The organism is Bradyrhizobium sp. USDA 4451 (assembly GCF_054822585.1).
Map to the genome: position 1 here is coordinate 6,772,624 of NZ_JBTRCH010000001.1, position 21,854 is coordinate 6,794,477.

The following is a 21,854-nucleotide window of genomic DNA, read 5'->3' on the forward strand; positions in this document are numbered from 1 at the left end:
GTTACTTGGCGCCCGCCTTGGCCGCGTTCGCCTTGATCTTCGCCTCGACGTCGCGCGAGATCTGGTCGATCGAGAAGCTCGCCTGCTCCTGGCTCGGCGGATATTCTACGAAGGTTTCGAGAAAGCCTGCCGCTTTTCCGCTTAGATAGGAAATCAGGTAGGCATTCTTCACGACCCAGTCGTCGTACTGATCGGAGACGATGTCCGCCCGCTCGTAGGGGTCCATTCGCAGGTTGAAGAGCTTCGGGACACGCAGAGGGACAAACGGCTCCTGCCAGACGGCAAAGCCGCCCGGGTGCTTCATCTCGACAAAGACTGCTTTCCAGTTCTCGAAGCGATACGCCACGAGAACGCCGTCATCATTGAAGTAGGCGAATTCAGTGCGTCCGCTCTTCGGCTGCTGCCCTGTGAGGAACGGGAGTTGGTTATATCCATCGAGGTGAACCTTGTAGGACTTTCCACTGACGCTGGTCCCCTTAAGCAGGCGTTCCTTGATGTCGGTATCTCCGGCGGCAGCCAAGAGTGTCGGGAACCAATCCAGTCCCGAGAACACTTCATTGGTGATCTCTCCGGCCTTGACCTTGCCCGGCCAGCGGATCATCGCCGGCACCCGAAAGGCACCTTCCCAGTTCGAGTCCTTCTCGTTTCGAAACGGCGACGTCGCCGCATCAGGCCAGGAGAACCGATTTGGACCGTTATCAGTGGTGTAGATCACAATCGTATTCTCGGCAATTCCGAGATCGTCGAGCGCCTTCAGTATTTTGCCGACGTCGTTGTCGTGCTCGATCATGGCATCGGCATAATCATTTCCGGGCAGCCCGCTCTGCCCTCGATACGACGGTCGCACGTGCGTGACGAAATGCATGTGCGTGGTGTTCATCCAGCAAAAGAACGGCCGGTTGGCGCGCGCCTGTCTTTGGATGAAATCAATACACGCATCTGTGGTTTCGTCGTCCACCGTTTCCATGCGCTTGGCGGTCAACGGCCCCGTATCTTCGATTTTGCCGTCGGCCGACGCTTTCAATACGCCTCGCGGCGCATTGGCCTTGACCCAGGCCGCATCGTTCTTTGGATAGTAGGGCCGCTCAGGCTCTTCCTCGGCATTCAAATGGTACAGATTGCCGAAGAACTCGTCGAAGCCGTGCTTTGTCGGAAGGTATTCGTCGCGATCACCCAAATGATTTTTGCCGTACTGACCGGTTGCATAACCGAGCGGCTTTAGCGCCTGAGCGATCGTAATGTCTCGATCCTGGAGGCCAACGGTTGCACCTGGCACTCCGACCTTAGAGAGGCCTGTACGCTTGCAGCACTGCCCAGTGATGAAGGTGGACCGCCCGGCCGTGCAACTGTTCTCCGCATAATAGTCGGTGAACATCATGCCTTCCTTGGCGATACGATCGATGTTCGGTGTCTTGTAGCCGACCACGCCGAACGAATAGCAGCTCAGATTGGTCTGGCCGATGTCGTCGCCGAAGATCACAAGGATGTTCGGCTTCTTGTCCGACGATGTCGCCGCCGGGCTTGCCGCAGGTGCCGGTGCCGCCTTCTGCGCCTGCGCCAGGGCTTCCGAGGTCAACGCCGCCGCTGCGACGATCGATGTGGTTCCGAGCAGCACATTCCTACGGTTGATCACCTGCTCCGTTTCGACGGTCTTGTTGTTGTCGCTAGTCATTCAACACTCCCTCTACTTTCAGACGACGTTTGCGGTGCTCGAGAAGGGACCGCCGGCCGCACCACGCAGCGAAAGCCGACATGGCTGGTCGAGGTGTCGACCGGCTCGGCATGGCGGGCGGCCGGGCGGTAGCGGCGGCAATAGTTCGGCGCGCAGAGATGCGAGCCGCCCTTCAGGACCTTGCGGGGAATCCTGATCGCGGGCTGGGCGGGGTCGTAGCTCGCCTCCTCGCGGCCGCCGCGCGGGTTCTGCGGGATGCAGCACGGCTTCGCGGCGTCGGCTTCGTGCCGGGCGGACCACCAGTCGCTGGTCCACTCCCAGACATTGCCGATCATGTCGTGGACGCCATAACCGTTCGGCGGGAATGCCGTCACCGGCGAGGTTCGGTCAAAACCGTCCTCGCAGAGATTCTGCAGCGGGAAATTGCCCTGCCAGATGTTGGCCATGTGGTTGCCGCCGGGCGTCAAGGCATTGCCCCAGGCAAATTCCTCGGCTTCGAGCCCGCCGCGCGCCGCGAACTCCCACTCCGCTTCGGTCGCAAGCTCCTTGCCGGCCCATTTGGCGTAGGCGAGCGCATCGGCATAGGCGACGTGGACCACCGGATGACTGCCGAGCGCATTGATGTTGCTGCGCGGGCCATAGGGACGACGCCAGTTCGCGCCCCGCATGAAGGTCCACCATTGGCTCCAGTCGCGCAGCGTGGTGACCCGGCGCGGCGGAGAGAACACCAGCGAGCCGGCGTACAGCATGTGCGGCAGCGCGCCCGGATACTGCCCCGGATCCGGCGGCCGCTCGGCGACCGTGACGTGACCGGTGTCGCGCACGAATTCACGGAATTGGGCGTTGGTCACCGGCGTGCGGTCGATCCAGAATCCATCAACCGATGCCCGGTGCGAGGGCGCTTCCTCGGGATAATGATGGTCGGAGCCCATGCGGAACGTGCCGCCGGGAATCCAGACCATGTCGTCGGTCTGGACGCAGTCGTCTGGCTCTATCTTGACGGAACCGATGTCTGCCCCATGCATGGCGAAGCACCTGCGCGCGTTACCGTGGGCAGTAGTCCCAGAAACCCTGTGTTCTTGATGGGTCTGTGTAGTACCAGCACATGCCGGGTGCCGGCGGCGCGCCGGCCCAGGCGGCGGCGCTTGCTGCCGTCACGAAGCCGAGCGCTGCGCCGGCCGCAATGGCACCGCCAACCGGCCAGCCGTACCAACCCGGCCGTGCCCAACCGCCCGGTCGCGGTCCCGGGAGCGGACGCGGCCCCGGGCCAACCCAACGCGTGCCGGCGCCATGCCAGCCGGGCCGAACTCCTGGACGCACAACCGTCCGGCTGCGATAGGCAACCGCGCCACCACGCGGACCGACGGCAACGCCGCCTCGGCGCACGACCGCGCGTATCTGGACGACGTCGCTACTCGCATCCTGCTGCCTGACGATGGGGAGTGAAGCGGAAGCGCCGATGTTGAGTGCCGATGCCGGACCGGCGTGCGCGAGAAGTATGGCCGCTCCGACGGCTGCCAAACCGATTATCCTGGTGAAGATTGCAGTCGTCGGTTCTTGATGACCGAATGTCGTCGTCGAATGCATGTCGCGCCCTTCCACTTTTTCGATGCTGCTCGTTTCGGCAGCGTTTGATTACGTCAGGCCTTCTTCCCTTTCTGCTCCGTTCCTCATCGCCATGCGCGTCCATACGCACAGCCGCTCGCGCTGCGCGTGATCCGTCCCCTCGAACGTCACGAGCTATTTCGCTTTGCGTTCAAAGATTAGCGCAACACGCTCGGCGTGTAATGTGCAATTTGTGCCAGTCTCAACCCCGGAGCGAGCAGCCTTAACGAAGGATGTCGCAATTCCGGTCAATCCGACGCCGTCGCCATGATCGTATTCGCGGAAAACAAGGAAAATTGCGCTCGTTTGCAGATCCGCTCCGCGAGCCAGCCTCGCCGATCAAAATCAATCGAGGCACAATGTCGCAGGACACGGCCGATCGATCGCGCGAATTGAACGCGCGGCACGAACCGGAATGCATCGAGCTTTGGATGCAGCGAAAGACGAAGCGACGTCGCGCGCTCCCGAGCAAGCATGCGATCATCGAGCGCAGCACCTCGCGCTCGCTCGCGGCTTCGACTGGTCGTTGTTTCAGCGCGGCATAGCCGCGTTCGTCGGGATCAGGCGCCAGGTGTCGATCGCGGTCGGCGCCCTCCGCCGTTCGAGCGCGAACAAGTTCCGGTCAGGTTCATGGACGCTCTGCATCGCGCCCGCGACAGACCAAACGGCCCGCGCTGCAATTGCCTCAACAGCTTGTAAGCTCCGTGTAAGCGCTGCCGCGCATAATTCCACGATGCCTGCGCGATTTGATGAACGGACTAATCCCAATGTCGGAAGCCCACATCACACATCATGTGCTTTTCGCCGCGATTCCGCGCTGCTAGACTTCCGCCGGTTGGGGAGGAAATGCATGTTCAGGAAATTGCTGCTTGGTCTCACCGTGATTGCCTTTGCCGGTGCCGGCGCTGCTGTGGCGCAACAAAGCGGCATCAAGCGAACCCCGCTGCAGAAGGTCGATTTTCCGGCGGGCTACAACACGGTCACGGCGATTGCCGAGGTTCCGACCGGGGGTGCGTCGGGGCGCCACAGCCATCCCGGCGTCGAAACCGGCTATGTGCTCGAAGGCGAGCTCGAGCTTCTGATCGACGGCAAGCCGCCTTTGAAGCTAAAGGCTGGCGATTCCTACCAAATCCCGGAAGGTGCGGTGCACGACGCCAAGACGTCCGGCGACAAGTCGCTCAAGGTCCTTGGGGTCTACGTGGTCAAGGCCGGAGAGCCCCTGGCAAAACCAGCGCCTTGAGCCGAACCAAATGGACCTCCGATCAGTTTGGTTCATGTTAGTTTCAGGTGCGGCGAGCAACAATTTCAGTTCGCCGGGCCTTTGATTTTTTGCCTGTTTGCAGGGATATGAACCGAACGGATGCGCGGTAAATTTCGTCAGATCTCATTGCCGCGCCGCCTCGTCGCCGACCTCATGCACGCGTCGGCCGGCGTGCCGTTCGTCTCCCTCACCCGCACACTGAACGTCCGTGCCGTCGTCGAGGCGCGCGCACGCATGGCGCAGGCACCCGGCTGGGCCGCCATCTTCGTCAAGGCCTTCGCGCTGGTTGCCAAGACCGAGCCGATGCTCCGCACGCTGCATGTCAAATGGCCGTGGCCTTGCCTGTACGAGCTGCCGTGCAGCGTCGGCATGGTGGCGATTGCGCGGGTTGAGAAGGGTGAGGAATGCGTGCTGTTCGAGCGCGTGCGCGGCGCCGACGCGATGGCGCTCACCGATGTCGACGCGCTGATCCGGCGCGCCAAGACCGCACCGCTGCACGAAATCCCCTCGTTCCGCAAGACGCTCTGTGTGACGCGCCTGCCGCTTCCGCTGCGCCGCCTGGCCTGGGCGATCGGAATGAATTTCGGCCGGCAGCGCGCCAATTTCTGCGGCAGCTTTGGCGTGACCTCGGTCGCAGCCTATGGTCCCGGCGAACTGCACGCGCTGAGCCCGGGCCCCTTCCTGCTGAGCTATGGCGTGATCAAGCCGGATCACACGGTCGACGTGGTGCTGCGCTGGGACCATCTGGTCTGTGATGCCGCCCTGATCGCCCAGACCATGACCCGGCTCGAGCAGGTGCTGGGCGGCGAAATCGCCGCGGAATTGGCCGCGATCGGGTCGCAGGCCGATGCCAGGCCGGTCCGGACGGCCGGAAACCGCCTGTAAGGCGGCAAAACAGGCCGATTTTGGCGCGATTCGACCCAAAATGCCCCGCGTTTTGTTTGACAGGACCGGACTTTCTCCTTAAGACCACCCTTGCTCGCGGGCCGGTTTCGGCCCGCGAAGCGTTTCGCGACCCGTGGTTCTCCCCGAGCTTTCGAGGCGGACCTGTCGGTACGGGCCTTTGGGCCGGTACACAGGAGGGCGCGTCTCCTCAAACCCTGGACTGACAAAACGCCGGACGCTGGATGGCGACGGCTATACCAAGAGGACGCGATGACAAAGCGCAGTGAGGCGAAGTACAAGATCGATCGCCGCATGGGCCAGAATATCTGGGGCCGCCCGAAGAGCCCCGTGAACCGCCGCGAATACGGCCCCGGCCAGCACGGCCAGCGCCGCAAGGGCAAGCTCTCCGACTTCGGCGTGCAGCTCCGCGCCAAGCAGAAGCTCAAGGGCTACTACGCCAACATTTCCGAGCGCCAGTTCCACGGCATCTATGTCGAGGCGAGCCGCCTGAAGGGCGACACCGGCGAGAATCTGATCGGCCTGTTGGAGCGTCGTCTCGACACCGTGGTCTATCGCGCTAAGTTCGTCTCCACGATGTTCGCCGCGCGCCAGTTCATCAACCACGGCCACATCAAGGTGAACGGCCGCAAGGTCAACATCGGCAGCTACAAGCTGAAGATCGGCGACACCATCGAGGTCAAGGAATCCTCCAAGCAGCTCACCCCGGTGCTGGAAGCCAGCCAGCTGCCCGAGCGTGACGTGCCCGACTTCATCGAGGTCGATCACTCCAAGATGACCGCGAAGTTCACGCGCACCCCCGGCCTCTCGGACGTGCCGTTCCCGGTGCAGATGGAGCCGCATCTGATCGTCGAATTCTATTCGCGCTGATCACTTCACGCATGCGAGTTCGGAAAGGCCCCGGTTTTGCCGGGGCCTTTTTGTTTGGCTAAGGGATGATGATATACTCGGTGGGCGGCGCAGTGCCCGCCACGAGGGAATCCTGTCGATGACCCGGTTGCTCGAACAAGCCTTTGATACCGTTTCAAGCCTGCCGGATACGGAGCAGGACGAGCTTGCGCAAATCATGCTGCAACTCGCCGGCGTCGACCAGCCGCCGCTCCAGCTGACGGCTGAAGAAGAGACCGATCTGGCCGAGGCCGATGCCGAAATTGCCCGGGGCGAACTGGCGACGGCCGAGGAAGTCCGTGCCATGTGGACCAAGCACGGGCTGTGAACGTTCGCTATACGAGACGCGCGCTGGCGCAGATCGACCGCGCTCTTTCATACGTTGGGGAACAATCGCCTCAGGGCGAAGTGAACGTCCGCGATCGCGTCCTCGCTCTCGTCGGCCTGCTGCAGGAGCGGCCTTATGCGGGACGCGCGACAAGTCGCTCCGGCGTCCGTCGACTTGCAGCGACACCGTACCCTTACCTAATCGATTACCGCGTGACGCCAAACGAAATTATCATTTTGCGGTTTCGCCACGCCGCCCGAAAACCTATAGCCTAGCGTGAACCGCGCCGCACCCGCAGCGGCGGCGTCGCGGTGCGATGAGGTAAGCCATGCACTACACCCCCGCCCGGCCCGATCCGAAAGCGGCCACCGTCCGCATCAACCTGCTGTCGGACACCCAGACCAAACCGACGCCGGCAATGCGCGAGGCGATGGCCAAAGCGGAGGTCGGCGACGAGCAGGTCGGCGACGATCCGACCACCAACGAGCTCAACGCCCGCGTCGCCGATCTGCTCGGCAAGGAGGCCGCCGTCTTCATGCCGTCGGGCACGATGTGCAACGTCGCCGCGACGCTGGCCACTTGCCGCCCCGGCGACGAGATCCTGGCGCACGCGACTGCGCATATCATCGCGCGCGAGGGCGGCGCGCATGCCGCGCTCGGCGGCTTCCAGATCACGCAGCTACACGGCGATGACGGCCAGTTCACGCCGGAGACGTTCCGCGCCGCGCTGCATCCGCGCACTCGCTATCAGCCGCCGCAGGTGCTCGTCAGCGTCGAGCAGACCGCCAATATCGGCGGCGGCACGATCTGGAAGAAGGCCGCGCTCGACGAGATCGCGGGCATCGCCAAGGCCCATGGGCTGGTGACCCACATGGACGGCGCGCGGCTGCTCAACGCCACGGTTGCCTCTGGCATCTCGCCGCGCGACATGACGGCGGGCTGGGATTCGACCTGGATCGATTTCTCCAAGGGCCTCGGCGCGCCGATCGGCGGCGTCATCGCCGGCACCAAAGCGTTCATCGACGACGTCTGGCGCTGGAAACAGCGGCTCGGCGGCTCGATGCGGCAGTCCGGCGTCTGCGCCGCTGCCTGCATCTACGCGCTCGATCATCATGTCGAGCGCCTCGCCGACGATCACGCCAATGCCCGGGCGCTGGCCCGCGGACTGTCGCAGATCAACGGCATCGCGGTGCAGGCACCGGAGACCAACCTCGTGTTCTTCAAGCCGGACGGCGCTGGCGTGTCGGGCGACAAGATGGTCGCCGAGCTGCGCAAGCGCGGCGTGACGCTGGCGATGATGGACGGCCGGATCAGGGCCTGCACGCATCTCGACGTCACCGCGGCGATGATCGAGGAAGCGATCGGTCACGTCAGGGATATCGTGCGCGCGGCGTAGTATCAGCTCGTCATTGCGAGCGAAGCGAAGCAATCCACCTGTCCGTGCACGCGGAGCGATGGATTGCTTCGTCGCTATCGCTCCTCGCAATGACGAGAGGATGGTCCTATCCGAATTACCGCCCCATCGCCTGGTAGATCAGCGTCTTCAGCTCCTGCTGGATCCGGCCGCGCTGTGATGGCGTCTGCACCATGAAGATGCCGAACAGATCGTCGGCGGGGTCGATGAAGAAGAAGGTGCCGCCGACACCGTCCCAGCGGTACTCGCCCAAGGGCCAGTCCGTATTCGCCGGCACCGAGGTGCGGACCGCGAAGCCGAGGCCGAAGCCGGAGTTCGGACCGGGATAGTAGTTCTTGTCGCGCACGATGCCGGTTTCCGGGCCGATATGGTCCCGCGCCATCAGCGCGATGGTCTCCGGCTTCAGGTAGCGCCGCCCGTCATAGAGGCCGCCGCTCAACAGCATCTGCGAGAAGCGCGCGTAGTCTCCGATGGTGCCGACCATGCCGCCGCCGCCGGATTCCCGCCGCAGCGGCCGGCGCGGGTCGCTGACGTCAGCGACCGGACTGATGATGCGATCCGTCGGCATCGGCTCGGCGATCAGCGGCCATTTCGCGGGGTCGGCGACATAGAACGCGGTCTCGGTCATGCCGAGCGGGCCGAGCAGCCGCTCCTTCTCGACCTGAAACAGGGACTTTCCCGTTATCACCTCGATGATGCGGCCGAGCACATCGGTGGAATGGCCGTAGTCCCATTGCGTGCCGGGTTGCTCGGCAAGCGGCAGCGCGGTGAGCCGCGCCACGAACTCGGCGTTGTCGGGATCGCTATTGAACAGGCCGGCATCGGCGTAGGTCTTGTTCACGACGCCGCCGCCATAATAGCCGTAGGGCAGGCCCGCGGTGTGACGCATCAGATCCTCGATGGTGACGGGCCGCTTGAGCGGCTCCAGCGCCATCATCGGCTTGCCCTCGTCGCCGCGCTTCTCCACGCCGACCTTCATGTCGGCGAAGGCCGGGATGTATTTCGACACGGGATCGCTGAGGGCGAGCTTGCCTTCCTCCACCAGCATCATCGCGATCACAGTCGTGATCGGCTTCGACATCGAGTAGAGGCGGAAGATGGTGTCCGCGCTCATCGACAATTCCGTTGCGACGTCGCGAACCCCGAAATTCTGGTAGTAGACCGGCTCGCCGTGCTGCTGCAGCAGCAGGATCGCGCCGGGAATCTTTCCGGTCGCGATCTCGTTCCTGACATAGTCGGAGACCTTGGCGAGGCCTTCCGCCGAGAAGCTGTGCGCGGCCGGACCCGCGGAGCCGGCCTCCGCAACCGTTGCGCACGCGAGCACGAGCGCCGCGACGATCGCGCAGCACCCGCGCATATCAGTTCTCCATGGCTTCATAAACGAGCTGCTTCAACGTTCGCTGGATGCGCTGGCGCTCGCTCGGCGTCTGCTCCAAGAGGACGAAGAAGAAGTCCTGCTTGCGGTCGATGACATAGTAGCAGCCGCTGGCGCCGTCCCATTTCAGCTCGCCGAGGTCGCCGGGCGGCGGCGGCTTCGCATTGCCCGGATCGGTGCGCACCGCAATCCCGAGCCCGAAGCCGAAGCCGTCGCCGGGGAAGTAGAAATAGTCGCGCTCGACGCCGGAGCCCGGGCCGACACGGTCGGTGGTCAGCTCCTTGAACGTCTCGGGCTTCATGATGGTCTTGCCGTCGAGCGTGCCGCCGTTGAGCAGCATCTGGGCGAAGCGCGAATAGTCCGCCATGGTCGAGACCATGCCGCCGCTGGCGGACTCCCATTTCTTGACCTTGGTCGGATCGTTGACCCGGCCGACCCGGAAATCGCTGTCGTTCGGCATCGGCTCGGCCATCAGCTTCTGCTTCTCGGGATCGGTGACGAAGAAGCCGGTGTCCTTCATGCCGAGCGGGGGCCGAGCAGCCTTTCCTGCTCGATCGTCGAGAGCTTCTCGCCGGTGGTAATCTCCATCACGCGCGCCAGGATGTCGGTGGAATGGCCGTATTGCCAGAGCGCACCGGGCTGGTTGTGCAGCGGCAGCTTGGCGATCCGCTCGGCGAATTCAGCGAGATCGAAATCGCCGCCATAGATATCGGCTGCCTTGTAGGCCTTGCGGACCAGGCTGTCGCCATAGAAGCCGTAGGTGATGCCGGACGTATGCGTCATCAGATCGAGGATCGTGATCGGCCGCTTCAACGGCACCAGCTCGAGCGTCTTGGTGCCGTCCTCGGCCTTCTTCTCGACCCCGACCTTCATGTCGGCAAAGGAGGGAATGTATTTCGAGACGGGATCGTCGAGCTTGTATTTGCCCTCCTCCAGCAGCTGCATCGAGGCGACGGCGGTGATCGACTTGGACATCGAAGCCAGGCGGAAGATGGTCTTGTCCGTGATCGGCACCTTGCTGTCCACATCCTGCACGCCGAAGGCCTCGTGATAGACCGGCTTGCCGTGCTGCTGGATCAGGACGATGGCGCCGGGAATCTTTCCGGTCGCGACCTCGTTCTTGAAGAACTCGCTGATCTTGGCGAGCTTGTCGGGGTTGAAATGCGCGCCCGCCGGGATCTCATAGCTGCCTTCGGCCCGCGCCACCGGCGCCGCGAGCGCCGCCGCGGCGACGGCGGCCGCGCACATCAAACGAAATGAATGCATTCGAACTATCCCTCTCCGGAAATCACGGAGAAGTGTAGCGGCGGTATCATCAGGCACAAGGGCTGCCAAAGCCGTCCAGGACCTCCTGATGGAGCTCGCCGCTCGGGGCCGAGAAGCAGCAGAAGATCACCTGCGTAACGCCGGGTGCGGCCGCCAGGGCATCGACCACTGACTTGACCGCAATGCCGGCGGCGCGGTCCGGCGGGAAGTGATAGACGCCGGTCGAGATGGCGGGAAATGCAATGGAAGCGAGCTGGTTGGCATGGCACAGCTCGATGCCGCGGCGATAGCACGATGCGAGCAGCGCATCCTCGTTCTGGGTGCCGCCGTGCCAGATGGGGCCGACCGCATGGATCACATGTCCGGCCGGGAGCCGGTAACCCCTGGTGATTTTGGCATCACCCGTCTTGCAGCCGTGCAACGTGCGGCACTCGGCAAGCAACTCGGGGCCCGCGGCACGATGGATCGCGCCGTCGACGCCGCCGCCGCCGAGCAGCGATGAATTGGCCGCGTTGACGATGGCGTCAACGCGGAGCGTCGTGATGTCGGTAACGATGACGTCGAGCCGCGCCTTGCCGATCCGGCGCGCGGTCAAGGTCAGGCAGCCACGTCGACCGGGATGCCCTTGTCGGCAAACAGCTGCTGCAATTCACCGGCCTGGAACATCTCGCGGATGATATCGCAACCGCCGACGAACTCGCCCTTCACATAGAGCTGCGGAATCGTCGGCCAGTTCGAATAGACCTTGATGCCGTTGCGCAGCTCGGCGGATTCGAGAACGTTGAGGCCTTTGTAGCCGACACCGATGTGGTCGAGGATCTGCACGACCTGACCGGAAAACCCGCACTGCGGGAATTGCGGCGTGCCCTTCATAAACAGCACGACGTCGTTCGACTTCACTTCGTTGTCGATGAATTGCTCGATGCTCATTTTCGCTTCCTTGCGTGGGCGGCGCTCTCAGGCCTTGACGGGCCGGCCCGCCCTTCTAACCCGTGACTGGCTATATATGTAGCTCAAACCATTGTGCATCCAAAGCAAAATGGCGGAAATCTGGCATGCGGCGGCGGCCGGACCGGGCCCCAAAAGGCGCCGGGATTATCTGACGGGCCCAATATCATCACGGGGGAGGCTTTTTTCCCGTAACGGAGCCCCTATCTAGGACGAACTGTCCGCCAGGAACCAGATTGCCGAAGCAACGTTCTCCCCTCGAATCGGAGACCCTCGTGACGAAACCAGCCTCTGCCGCGACCGCCCTTTCTGCGGCCTTCCCCGTCACTTTCCTCCGAATCCGGGCCGCTCGCGGAGCGGCTGATCGACGCCTATCGCGCGGTCCGCGATGAGACCGAGCGCCGCGTCGCGCCACTGTCGGCGGAAGACCAGCTGATCCAGTCGATGCCGGATGCGAGCCCCGCCAAGTGGCACCGCGCCCATACGACCTGGTTCTTCGAGCAGTTTCTGCTCGGCGAGCACGTCAAAGGCTACACGCCATTCCACCCGGACTACGCCTATCTGTTCAATTCCTATTACGTCAGCGCCGGCCCCCGACATGCCCGCCACCAGCGCGGCCATCTGACGCGCCCGACATCAGACGAAGTCACCGCCTACCGCCGCCATGTCGACGCGGAGGTGGTGAAATTCTTCCAGACCGCCACGTTGGAAAAGCTCGAAGCGCTGGTGCCGCTGGTCGAGGTCGGCCTCAATCACGAGCAGCAGCATCAGGAGTTGATCTACACCGACATCCTGCACGCGTTCGCGCAGAACCCGATCCCGCCGGCCTACGATCCGGCCTGGCGCTTCCCGGCGTCGCACCGCGGCACGGACGAATGGGTGACGCTCAATGAAGGCATCCACACCGTCGGCCATGCCGACGACAGCTTCCATTTCGACAATGAGAAGCCCGCGCATCGCGCGCTGGTCGGCCCGGTCAAGCTTGCGAAAAACCTCGTCAGCAATGCAGACTGGCTCGCCTTCATGAAGGACGGCGGCTACTCCACCGCCACGCTGTGGCTGATGGATGGCTTCGCTACCGTCAGCAACGAGGGCTGGCAGGCGCCCGGCCATTGGCGCGAGATCGACGGCGAATGGAAGATCATGACGCTGGGCGGCCTGCAAGCAATCGATCCGCAGGCCCCGGTCTGCCACGTCAGCTACTACGAGGCCGACGCCTTCGCCCGCTGGGCCGGCAAGCATCTGCCGACCGAGATGGAATGGGAGGTCGCAGCGCGCGCCGGACTGCTCAACGATGCCTACGGCATCGTCTGGCAGTGGACCCGCAGCTCTTACTCGCCCTACCCGGGCTACCGCGCGATCGAAGGCGCGCTCGGTGAATACAACGGCAAGTTCATGGTCAACCAGCTGGTGCTGCGCGGCTCGTCGCTGGCGACGCCGACAGGTCATAGCCGCGTCACCTATCGCAACTTCTTCTATCCGCACCATCGCTGGCAATTCACGGGGTTACGCCTCGCCGACTACGCCTGATCTAGTCCTGTCGACATCAAGTGCGCGCCGGTCAGCGCGTTCAGGAGAGTATCATGAATGTGCATGCCGCCGCTTCGGCCAAAGCGTATCCGTTCGACGAAGCGACCTCGGCGTTTGCCGACGATGTGATCGGCGACCTCGCCCGTCACCCGAAACGGCTGTCGCCGAAATATTTCTATGACGCCACCGGCTCGGAGCTGTTCGAGCAGATCACCGTGCTGCCGGAATACTACCCGACCCGCACCGAGCTCGGCATCCTGCGCGACCGCGGCGACGAGATCGCCGCGATCATCCCGGACGGCGCGGCACTGGTCGAGTTCGGCGCCGGCGCCACCACCAAGGTGCGCCTGCTGCTCGAGCATTGCGAATTCGCAGCCTATGTGCCGGTCGACATATCCGGAGATTTCCTGAAGGCCCAGGCCGACGGCCTGCGCAGGGATTTCCCCGGTCTCGGCATCTATCCGGTCGCGGCCGATTTCACCGCGCCGTTCGCGCTGCCAGATGCCGTCGCCGCGATGCCGAAGGTCGGCTTCTTCCCAGGCTCGACACTCGGCAATTTCGAGCCGAGCGAGGCCCTGGCCTTCCTGCGCAGCGCGCGCCAGATCCTCGGCCACGGCGCGCAGATGATCATCGGCGTCGACCTCGAGAAGGACGAGCGCGTGCTGTACGACGCCTATAACGACGCGGCCGGCGTCACCGCGCGCTTCAATCTCAATGTGCTGGTGCGGATCAACCGCGAGCTCGGCGGCAATTTCGACCTCTCGGGCTTCACCCATCGTTCGATCTACAACCGCGACCGCCACCGCATCGAGATGCATTTGATCAGCCGCAAGGCACAGACCGTGCGGATCCTCGGCAACACCTTCGCGTTCCGTCCAGGCGAGAGCATCCACACCGAGAACAGCTACAAATATTCGCTCGAGCGCTTCACCGCGCTGGCCCGCAGCGCGGGCTGGACGGTGCGCAACAGCTGGACCGACGCCGACACGATGTTCTCGGTGCACGCGCTGGTCGCGGACTGACGTCTAACCCGGACGGGACACAATAATGGGCCGGCGCGCGCTGCAGATTGCGACGGCGGCGCTCGCCCTCGTCCCGATCCTGACCGGCATCATCACCATGCTCGGCGTCAGCGATCCACTCTATGCCTCCTCGGGCGTGCCGGCGCTGCCGGTGCTCGACAGCAATCTGCGCTTCTTCGGCGGGGTCTGGCTCGGTCTCGGCCTTGCTTTGCTCTGGCTGGTGCCGCGCATCGAAAGCGAGAGCGTGCTGTTTCGCATGGTGTGGGGCGGCATCTTCCTCGGCGGCATCGGCCGGCTGCTGTCGATAGCGATGGTCGGCATCCCGCCGCTGCCATTCGTGGGCTTCACCGTGCTCGAAGTGATCGGCGCGCCGCTGTTTGTCTATTGGCAGCACCGCGTGGCCACGGCCGGACACGGGTAGCGGCCACCGCTATTCCTCTCCCCCGGTCGACCGCAGCGAGATCGATTCCCATGCCGCGACCACGATCATGATCGCGGTGGTGACGATCGAGAGCGTCAACGGCGACAGGTCATGCGCAAAGTAGGCTGTTATCGCCAGCGCGACGATGCCGACGCCATGCGAGAGCTGCAGGAAATTGCGGATGACATATTTGAACAGGATGGTCCCGACCAGGAACAGCGCGGGGCCGCCAACCGAGCTCACGATCGTCTTGAGGTCGGTATGGCCGCCAGGGTGCTTCAGCACCAGCTCGTCGGCGACCGCGGTCAGGATGATGCCGCCGACGATCGGCATGTGCAGATAGGTGTAGGCGATCCGCGCCACACGGCCGGATTCCTCGGACTTGGAGATCATCTCCGAGCCGGCCTCGGCACCCTTGTGGAAATAGATCCACCACATCGCGATACTGCCGACCAGCGCCGAGAGGAAGGCTGCGACATTCTCCGGCGTCCAGGTCAGCTCGGCGAAGGTCGCGCCGTCGACCACGATCGCCTCGCCGAGCGCGATGATGATGAAGCCGGCGCAGCGCTCGGCCATATGGCCGCCCTCGACCGACCATGCCTCCATCGAGGAGAAGCCGAGCCTGGGAGTCCAGAACCGCAGCGCGGGCGCGACATATTCGATGGCCAGCGCCGCGATCCACAGCCACATCCGCGTCTCGTGCTCGGCGAAGCCGCCGAGAACCCACAGCACCGCCGAGCCGGACAGCCAGGTCAGGATGCGGATCGCATTGTGGCGCACCGCCGTGCGGCGCCGCGGCGTCGCCAGCAGCCAGAACGCGGTGCGGCCGACCTGCATCGCGGCATAGGTCCCGGCAAACCACAGCCCGCGCCCCTCGAAGGCAGTCGGGATCGAGGTCGACAGCAATAGCCCGCCCAGCATCAGCACGAACAGCAGCAAGCGGACCGGCGTCAGCTCGGGATCGAGCCAGTTGGTGACCCAGGTGGTGTAAACCCACACCCACCACACCGCGAGGAACAGCAGCGTGACCTGCACCGCGCCCAGCGCGGTGAAGTGATGCAGCAGCGTGTGCGACAGCTGCGTGACGGCAAAGACGAAGACGAGGTCGAAGAACAGCTCGGCATTGGTGACGCGGCTGTGCTGGTTCGGCACGATGACGCGAAACATCGCGCCGCGCGGATTGTCTGCCATCGCTCGAGGGCCCCCGCCCGCCGGCCTTGAGGGCCTAGCCGCCCGGCACCCCGGTCTGCAGCGCCAGCGCATGCAGCACGCCGCCCATCTGGCCCTTCAGCGACTGGTAGACGATCTGATGCTGCTGGACGCGGGACTTGCCGCGGAATGACTCGGATATGACAGTGGCCGCGTAGTGGTCGCCGTCGCCGGCCAGATCACGGATCGTCACCTCGGCATCGGGAATCGCTGCCTTGATCATCGATTCGATATCACGGGCGTCCATCGGCATCCCAGTCCACCTCCATCAGGGTCGTTCGAATCATCGCTGGCCCGGCAGCCATGCAGGCAAAAACCTAGCGCCTGAGGTCTTCTAGGTCATCCTGTCGCACACTATATCCCCATTCCCAGCGATTTAAACCTGCATCAATCGGTCACAAGCCATCACGCCGAAATGACCAGAAGAGGCGCAGAATCATGAAGCTCCCCGGCCCCGACCATCCGATCACGATCACACCCAATGCCAGGCGCGTCCGCGTCACCGCCGACGGCGTCGTGATCGCCGAGACCAGCCATGCGCTGACCCTGAAGGAAGCGAGCTATCCGGCCGTGCAATATATCCCCCGGCAGGACGCCAATATGGCGCTTTTGACCCGCACCGAGCGGACCACGCATTGCCCATACAAGGGGGATGCGAACTATTTCAGCATCAAGGCCAACGGCAAGACGCTGGACAATGCGATCTGGACCTATGAGGAGCCCTTTCCGGCGATGACCGCGATCGCCGGCCACCTCGCCTTCTATCCGGACAAGGTGAAGATCGAGGAAGTGGCGTAAATCAACATCGTCATTCCGGGACGATGCGCAAGCATCGGACCCGGAATCTCGAGATTCCACAATGCGCAATCGCGCATTGGGGGTCGCTCCGCGCCCCGGAATGACAGCGCTTGTTGCAGCAGCATCGCCGCTACGCCCTGAAGATCGTGAGCCCGAGGATCAGCAGCACCAGGAAGATCACGACGAACACGTAGAACAGGAAGCGCGCGATGTCGGCTGAGGCGGCTGAGATGCCGGTGAAGCCGAGCAAGCCCGCGATGATCGAGACGACCAGGAAGATCAACGCCCATTTCAGCAGTGTCATTGCTTGCTCCAACAACCGCGCGCGCGGTTTGCGCGTCCGCCCGATAACGCCGGCTTCCGAGCCCGGTTCCAAAACGAAACAAACGCATTGAGATGACCGACTTCGACACCACGGAAACGGGCCGATTGGGCCTTGCTGAATCGAGTTCCCGATTGCAACATCAGGCTGCAGACCCGGCTGGGGGCACCATGAAATCGATTGCTCACGCGGCTCCGGCCGTCGACGTCCAGGCAGCACCGAAGCTCCACAAGCGCAATGTCGCCCTCGACCGTGCACGAACCTTCCTGACGCTGGTCGTGCTGCTGCACCACGCCGTGATTCCCTACACCTATTTCGGGCACACCGACCCGACGTCGTGGATCGGCTTCGACTGCGTGGTGCTCGCCACCGACAGCTTCTTCATGGCGATGTTCTTCTTCCTGTCGGGGCTGTTCGTCTGGCCCGGGCTCGGCCACAAGCCGTGGCTGATCTTCCTGCGCGACCGCCTGCTGCGGCTCGGCCTGCCCTTCGTGGTCTGCGCCGTCACCGTGATTCCGATCGCCTATTACGCGATCGCGCTGCGCGCGACACCGGATCTGACCTTTTCCGAATTCTGGTGGAAGACCGTAACCGCCGGGCCGTGGCCGAGCGGCCCGATCTGGTTCGTCTATGTCCTGATGACCTTCGACCTGACCGCGAGCCTGCTGTACCGGGTGTCGTCGCGTCTGCTCGATCCGATCAACCGTCTGTCCATCAAGGGATTTGAACGTCCCTCGAAGTTCTGGCTGTTCCTGGTCGTGGTCAGCGCCGCCGCCTACCTGCCGATGCTGGTCAGCTATGGCCAGAACTATTGGTTCGAGTTCGGACCGTTTTCGGTGCAGGCGAGCCGCGTGCTGCTGTATGCCTGCTATTTCTTCGTTGGCGCGGGCGTCGGGGCGGCGAACTTCGAGAGCGGCGTGCTCAGCGCGCACGGACGGCTGACCGAGCGGCGCTGGTTCTGGACCGGCATCACGCTGATCCCCTACGCGATGATGTGGGTGATGATCTACATCAAGCGGGGGATCATCGGTAATCCCGATCCGCTGCCCGCCTGGTATCTCGCGATCTACGGCAGCTTCTACGTGCTGTTCAGCGCCTCGATCCTGTTCGCGATCCTGGCCTACTTCCTGCAATCGAAAGCGCCGGGGCCGACGCTGCTCGATCGCATGCAGGGCGACGCCTACGGCATGTTCCTGGTGCACTATCCGATCGTGCTGTGGCTGCAATACTGGCTGTTCGACATGGAGCTGCCGGCGATCGCAAAGGCTGCGATCGCGTTCTTTGCCACCGTGGCCCTGAGCTGGGCCCTCACCACCGTGCTGCGCAAGCTGCCGGGCGCCAAATACGTGCTGTAGTTTCCCTTCGCGGCGACGCTCTCACGTGCTGCCGCGCCGGGCTGATCAACGACAGGACCTCAAGCGGCGAGACTGACGGCAGGATCGCGGCCGACAAGTTGCGCACAACCTGCCATTGGTCACATGCCGCCGGGTGATTCTCGGGTATGCTGGGCGGACTGCATGACCTCAAGGAGCGTCCTCAGATGAACGACCCTCAAGTTGGATGGATCGCCGCCATCATCGTCGGCGGCTTGGCCGGCTGGCTCGCCGAGATGTTCATGAAGTCCGGAACCGGCATCTTCATGAACATCATCCTCGGCATCGTCGGCGCGGCGCTGGCGAACTGGCTGTTGGGTCTGCTCGGCGTGTCGCTCGGCGGCGGCTGGCTCAGCTATCTCATCGCCGGCTTCATCGGCGCCTGCATCATCATCTTTGCCTGGCGCGCGGTTCGCAGCGCGACCTGACGCGATCCGCAGGCATCGCGGTTGAACAAAAGATAATAGCGCGATGATGGAATCATCGCGCTATTGAGGTCGTTGCGTTGTGACGCTGATCCTGCCGGATCAGGCAGCGGTGCCGCCCATGTAGTTCGGCAGCCAATGCTCGAAGGCGCGCGACAGGCTTTCGACCGCAACCGGCGCCTCGCCCGCGACCGCAATCGCATCGCCGCCGGTGGTGCCGATCCGCGCGCAGGGCACGCCGGCGCCCTTCATCTTCGCCAGCACGAGGCCTGCGTCGGCAGCCGGCACGGTGACGATGTAGCGCGCCTGATCCTCGCCATACCAATAGGCATGCGGCACGATCGAGGACGGCGCCGCCAGGAGCTGCGCGCCGATACCGCTTGCGATCGCCATCTCAGCCAGCGCGATCAGGAGCCCGCCGTCGGACACGTCATGCACCGCGGTCGCGGTGCCGGCGCGGATCATGCCGCGCACCACGTCGCCATTGCGCTTCTCGGTGGCGAGATCGACCGGCGGCGGAGCGCCCTCCTCGCGGCCGCAGACATCGCGCAGGTAAACCGACTGGCCGAGCCAGCCCTGGGTGTCTCCGACCAGGAGGATCGCCTCGCCCGCCGCCTTGAACGCCAGTGTCGCCGACTTGGTGAAGTCGTCGAGCACGCCGACGCCGCCGATCGAGGGTGTCGGCAGGATGCCGCGGCCGTTGGTCTCGTTGTAGAGCGAGACGTTGCCGGATACGACCGGGAAGTCCAGCGCGATACAGGCTTCCGCAATTCCTTTCAGGCAGCCGACGAACTGGCCCATGATCTCGGGCCGCTCCGGATTGCCGAAATTGAGATTGTCGGTGATCGCGAGCGGCCGGCCGCCGACCGCGGTGATGTTGCGCCAGGCTTCGGCCACTGCCTGCTTGCCGCCCTCGAACGGATCGGCCTCGCAATAGCGCGGCGTGACGTCGACGGTGAGCGCAAGCCCCTTCGGCCCGTCCTCGACGCGAACCACTGCGGCATCGCCGCCGGGGCGCTGCATGGTGTTGCCGAGGATGACGTGGTCGTACTGCTCCCAGACCCAGCGCTTCGAGCACAGTTCGGACGTGCCGATCAGCTTGGTCAACGCGTCGGCGATGTCGAGCGGCGGCTTGACGTCCTGGCCACGGATCACCGGCAGCGCGCTCGATGCGACATGCGGACGGTCATAGATCGGGGCCTCGTCGCCGAGCTCCTTGATCGGCAGATCGGCCATCACGTCGCCGCCATGCTTGACGACGAAGCGCTTGGTCGGCGTGGTGTAGCCGACGATCGCGAAATCGAGCCCCCATTTGCGGAAGATCGCCTCGGCCTCCTGCTCCTTCTCGGGCTTGAGCACCATGAGCATGCGCTCCTGGCTCTCCGAGAGCATCATCTCGTAGGCGCTCATGCCGGTCTCGCGGGTCGGCACCGCGTCGAGATGGAGGTCGACGCCGAGATCGCCCTTGGCGCCCATCTCGACCGCCGAGCAGGTCAGGCCGGCTGCGCCCATGTCCTGGATCGCGACGACGCAATCGGCCGCCATGATCTCGAGGCAGGCTTCGAGCAGCAGCTTCTCGGCGAAGGGGTCGCCGACCTGCACGGTCGGCCGCTTCTCCTCGGAGGCATCGTCGAACTCGGCCGAGGCCATCGAGGCGCCATGGATGCCGTCGCGGCCGGTCTTGGAGCCGAGATAGACGATCGGCATGTTCACGCCGGAGGCCGCCGCGTAGAAGATCTTGTCAGCTCTGGCGAGGCCCACCGCCATCGCGTTGACCAGGATGTTGCCGTCATAGCGGGTGTGGAAGCGGACCTGGCCGCCGACCGTCGGCACCCCGAACGAATTGCCGTAGCCGCCGACGCCGGCGACCACGCCGGACACCAGATGCCGGGTCTTCGGGTGCTCGGGCGCCCCGAAGCTCAGCGCGTTCAGGCAGGCGATCGGGCGCGCGCCCATGGTGAAGACGTCGCGCAGGATGCCGCCGACGCCGGTGGTCGCCCCCTGATAGGGCTCGATATAGCTCGGATGGTTGTGGCTCTCCATCTTGAAGACCACCGCCTGGCCGTCGCCGATATCGATCACGCCGGCATTCTCGCCGGGGCCCTGGATCACCCAGGGGGCCTTGGTCGGCAGGCCGCGCAGATGGATCCGGGACGACTTGTACGAGCAATGCTCGTTCCACATCGCCGAGAAGATGCCGAGCTCGGTGAAGGTCGGAACCCGCCCGATCAGCTTCAGGATGCGCTCGTACTCGTCCGGCTTCAGCCCGTGGGCGGCGACGAGTTCGGGGGTGATCTTCGGTTCGTTCTTGGGCTCGTTCTTGGGCGCGGTCATGGGACCCTTAATAGGTAGATCGAACGGGGGCGAAAAGGCCTTTTACGGGGCATTTCCGGCCTGTCCAGAGCTTTGCGGCGGCTGGACGCGGCCCGGGATTTGCTACCCGGATTTGCACAATGGGGATGGATCGGATTTAAGGACCCGAACCCGCTAATTGAAGGCCAGATTTCGTGAACGAGCTCGTCAAGACCGCGCCAGAGACCGCATTCAACCGCCGCCCCGACCTGCACGTCGAAACCGAGGGCGAATTCGCCGGCTGGCGAACCTGGACCCGGGACAATTTCGAGAGCCATTCCGGCCCGTTTTACCATCGCATGGACGAGGACGGCCGCATCAGGTGCGCCTTTCGGGTCGCCCGGAAGCACCTCAACGGCGCCGGCAATGTCCACGGCGGCTGCTTCATGACCTTTGCCGACTACTGCCTATTCGCGCTTGCAGCCTCCGAGTTGCAGGGGCAAGGCGTCACGGTCGGTTTCTCATGCGAGTTCCTCGACGCAGCACGCGAGGGCGAGCTGATCGAATGCGACGGCGAGATCACGCGCGCGGGCGGATCGCTCATTTTCCTGCGCGGCACACTGCGCGCGGCTACGCGCGCAGTGTTCACCTTCTCCGGCACCATCAAGCGGGTGAAGCATAAAACGACCGCGCAGCCGAGCGCGTGACGCCGCATTACGTCGACGGCGAGGTGCTGAGCGAGTTGCTGCGCCGGCGAGGTCCCGCGCAGGTAGCGCGCGCAAATTCCGCGTGATGGGCGCCG

Annotated in this window: 22 protein-coding genes and 1 pseudogene; 13 read left to right on the plus strand and 10 right to left on the minus strand. The window is 64.0% G+C overall.

Annotated features, from left to right (window positions below; all coding sequences use genetic code 11):
• Nucleotide 1: 1 nt before the first annotated feature.
• The gene (locus ACVMB0_RS31710; protein ID WP_461348721.1) at nt 2-1,672 is read right to left on the minus strand and encodes an arylsulfatase; all 1,671 of its coding nucleotides are present in this window, start codon (nt 1,670-1,672) and stop codon (nt 2-4) included.
• Nucleotides 1,669-2,697, minus strand: coding sequence for a formylglycine-generating enzyme family protein (locus ACVMB0_RS31715; RefSeq protein WP_461348722.1), 1,029 nt, complete (start codon nt 2,695-2,697; stop codon nt 1,669-1,671). The genes ACVMB0_RS31710 and ACVMB0_RS31715 overlap by 4 nt, the downstream gene beginning before the upstream one ends.
• Nucleotides 2,698-4,127: 1,430 nt before the next feature.
• Between ACVMB0_RS31715 and ACVMB0_RS31720 the strand changes: the two genes are divergently transcribed.
• The 6 genes from ACVMB0_RS31720 (at nt 4,128) to ACVMB0_RS31745 (ending at nt 8,053) form a co-directional block, all read left to right on the plus strand.
• The gene (locus ACVMB0_RS31720; RefSeq protein WP_456753940.1) at nt 4,128-4,517 is read left to right on the plus strand and encodes a cupin domain-containing protein; all 390 of its coding nucleotides are present in this window, start codon (nt 4,128-4,130) and stop codon (nt 4,515-4,517) included.
• A gap of 120 nt (nt 4,518-4,637) precedes the next feature.
• A complete protein-coding gene (locus ACVMB0_RS31725) occupies nt 4,638-5,423 on the plus strand; it encodes an acyltransferase (protein ID WP_461348723.1) in 786 nt (261 codons plus the stop codon).
• 270 nt (nt 5,424-5,693) lie between these two features.
• Nucleotides 5,694-6,311, plus strand: a complete 618-nt coding sequence (gene rpsD, locus ACVMB0_RS31730; protein ID WP_456753938.1) for a 30S ribosomal protein S4 — start codon at nt 5,694-5,696, stop codon at nt 6,309-6,311.
• A gap of 118 nt (nt 6,312-6,429) precedes the next feature.
• Nucleotides 6,430-6,657 carry a hypothetical protein gene (locus ACVMB0_RS31735; RefSeq protein WP_461348724.1) on the plus strand — a complete coding sequence of 76 codons (228 nt, stop codon included), beginning with the start codon at nt 6,430-6,432 and terminating at the stop codon, nt 6,655-6,657.
• Nucleotides 6,654-6,932, plus strand: coding sequence for a type II toxin-antitoxin system RelE/ParE family toxin (locus ACVMB0_RS31740; RefSeq protein WP_461348725.1), 279 nt, complete (start codon nt 6,654-6,656; stop codon nt 6,930-6,932). Before ACVMB0_RS31735 ends, ACVMB0_RS31740 begins: the two co-directional genes overlap by 4 nt.
• Nucleotides 6,933-6,985: 53 nt before the next feature.
• Nucleotides 6,986-8,053 (plus strand): threonine aldolase family protein, encoded by a 1,068-nt coding sequence (locus tag ACVMB0_RS31745; protein WP_461348726.1) that lies wholly within the window; start codon nt 6,986-6,988, stop codon nt 8,051-8,053.
• A gap of 115 nt (nt 8,054-8,168) precedes the next feature.
• Here the strand turns inward: ACVMB0_RS31745 and ACVMB0_RS31750 are convergent, their stop codons facing one another.
• From ACVMB0_RS31750 to grxD, 4 genes and pseudogenes are all read right to left on the minus strand, one after another.
• Nucleotides 8,169-9,428 (minus strand): serine hydrolase domain-containing protein, encoded by a 1,260-nt coding sequence (locus tag ACVMB0_RS31750; RefSeq protein WP_461348727.1) that lies wholly within the window; start codon nt 9,426-9,428, stop codon nt 8,169-8,171.
• A 1-nt stretch (nt 9,429) separates the two neighbouring features.
• Nucleotides 9,430-10,694: pseudogene (locus tag ACVMB0_RS31755) on the minus strand (serine hydrolase domain-containing protein).
• A gap of 67 nt (nt 10,695-10,761) precedes the next feature.
• Nucleotides 10,762-11,313 carry an O-acetyl-ADP-ribose deacetylase gene (locus ACVMB0_RS31760; RefSeq protein WP_461349747.1) on the minus strand — a complete coding sequence of 184 codons (552 nt, stop codon included), beginning with the start codon at nt 11,311-11,313 and terminating at the stop codon, nt 10,762-10,764.
• Nucleotides 11,310-11,642 (minus strand): Grx4 family monothiol glutaredoxin, encoded by a 333-nt coding sequence (gene grxD / locus ACVMB0_RS31765; protein WP_016843475.1) that lies wholly within the window; start codon nt 11,640-11,642, stop codon nt 11,310-11,312. Before grxD ends, ACVMB0_RS31760 begins: the two co-directional genes overlap by 4 nt.
• Nucleotides 11,643-11,951: 309 nt before the next feature.
• On the opposite strand from grxD, the gene egtB reads away from it, so the two are divergent.
• The 3 genes from egtB to ACVMB0_RS31780 are packed head-to-tail and all read left to right on the plus strand — an operon-like array spanning nt 11,952 to nt 14,633.
• On the plus strand, nt 11,952-13,190 hold the full coding sequence (gene egtB, locus ACVMB0_RS31770) for an ergothioneine biosynthesis protein EgtB (RefSeq protein ID WP_461349748.1): 1,239 nt from the start codon (nt 11,952-11,954) through the stop codon (nt 13,188-13,190).
• Nucleotides 13,191-13,243: 53 nt separating this feature from the next.
• Nucleotides 13,244-14,212 (plus strand): L-histidine N(alpha)-methyltransferase, encoded by a 969-nt coding sequence (gene egtD / locus ACVMB0_RS31775; RefSeq protein ID WP_456753931.1) that lies wholly within the window; start codon nt 13,244-13,246, stop codon nt 14,210-14,212.
• A gap of 25 nt (nt 14,213-14,237) precedes the next feature.
• Nucleotides 14,238-14,633, plus strand: a complete 396-nt coding sequence (locus ACVMB0_RS31780; protein ID WP_456753930.1) for a DUF4345 domain-containing protein — start codon at nt 14,238-14,240, stop codon at nt 14,631-14,633.
• Between the two features lie 9 nt (nt 14,634-14,642).
• On the opposite strand, the gene ACVMB0_RS31785 is transcribed toward ACVMB0_RS31780, so the two are convergent.
• Complete coding sequence (locus ACVMB0_RS31785; protein ID WP_456753929.1) at nt 14,643-15,824, minus strand: low temperature requirement protein A; 1,182 nt, start codon at nt 15,822-15,824, stop codon at nt 14,643-14,645.
• Between the two features lie 34 nt (nt 15,825-15,858).
• On the minus strand, nt 15,859-16,095 hold the full coding sequence (locus ACVMB0_RS31790) for a BolA family protein (protein WP_212015434.1): 237 nt from the start codon (nt 16,093-16,095) through the stop codon (nt 15,859-15,861).
• A gap of 185 nt (nt 16,096-16,280) precedes the next feature.
• Between ACVMB0_RS31790 and ACVMB0_RS31795 the strand changes: the two genes are divergently transcribed.
• The gene (locus ACVMB0_RS31795; protein WP_461348728.1) at nt 16,281-16,640 is read left to right on the plus strand and encodes a DUF427 domain-containing protein; all 360 of its coding nucleotides are present in this window, start codon (nt 16,281-16,283) and stop codon (nt 16,638-16,640) included.
• A gap of 130 nt (nt 16,641-16,770) precedes the next feature.
• On the opposite strand, the gene ACVMB0_RS31800 is transcribed toward ACVMB0_RS31795, so the two are convergent.
• On the minus strand, nt 16,771-16,944 hold the full coding sequence (locus tag ACVMB0_RS31800) for a DUF1328 domain-containing protein (protein WP_029083837.1): 174 nt from the start codon (nt 16,942-16,944) through the stop codon (nt 16,771-16,773).
• 188 nt (nt 16,945-17,132) lie between these two features.
• On the opposite strand from ACVMB0_RS31800, the gene ACVMB0_RS31805 reads away from it, so the two are divergent.
• Together ACVMB0_RS31805 and ACVMB0_RS31810 are read left to right on the plus strand one after the other, a co-directional pair.
• Nucleotides 17,133-18,317: an acyltransferase family protein gene (locus ACVMB0_RS31805; protein WP_461348729.1), complete on the plus strand. Its 1,185-nt coding sequence runs from the start codon at nt 17,133-17,135 to the stop codon at nt 18,315-18,317.
• Nucleotides 18,318-18,502: 185 nt separating this feature from the next.
• Nucleotides 18,503-18,763 carry a GlsB/YeaQ/YmgE family stress response membrane protein gene (locus ACVMB0_RS31810; RefSeq protein ID WP_456753926.1) on the plus strand — a complete coding sequence of 87 codons (261 nt, stop codon included), beginning with the start codon at nt 18,503-18,505 and terminating at the stop codon, nt 18,761-18,763.
• Between the two features lie 99 nt (nt 18,764-18,862).
• On the opposite strand, the gene purL is transcribed toward ACVMB0_RS31810, so the two are convergent.
• Complete coding sequence (gene purL / locus ACVMB0_RS31815; RefSeq protein WP_461348730.1) at nt 18,863-21,094, minus strand: phosphoribosylformylglycinamidine synthase subunit PurL; 2,232 nt, start codon at nt 21,092-21,094, stop codon at nt 18,863-18,865.
• A gap of 173 nt (nt 21,095-21,267) precedes the next feature.
• Between purL and ACVMB0_RS31820 the strand changes: the two genes are divergently transcribed.
• Nucleotides 21,268-21,759 (plus strand): PaaI family thioesterase, encoded by a 492-nt coding sequence (locus ACVMB0_RS31820; RefSeq protein WP_461348731.1) that lies wholly within the window; start codon nt 21,268-21,270, stop codon nt 21,757-21,759.
• Nucleotides 21,760-21,854 lie beyond the last annotated feature (95 nt).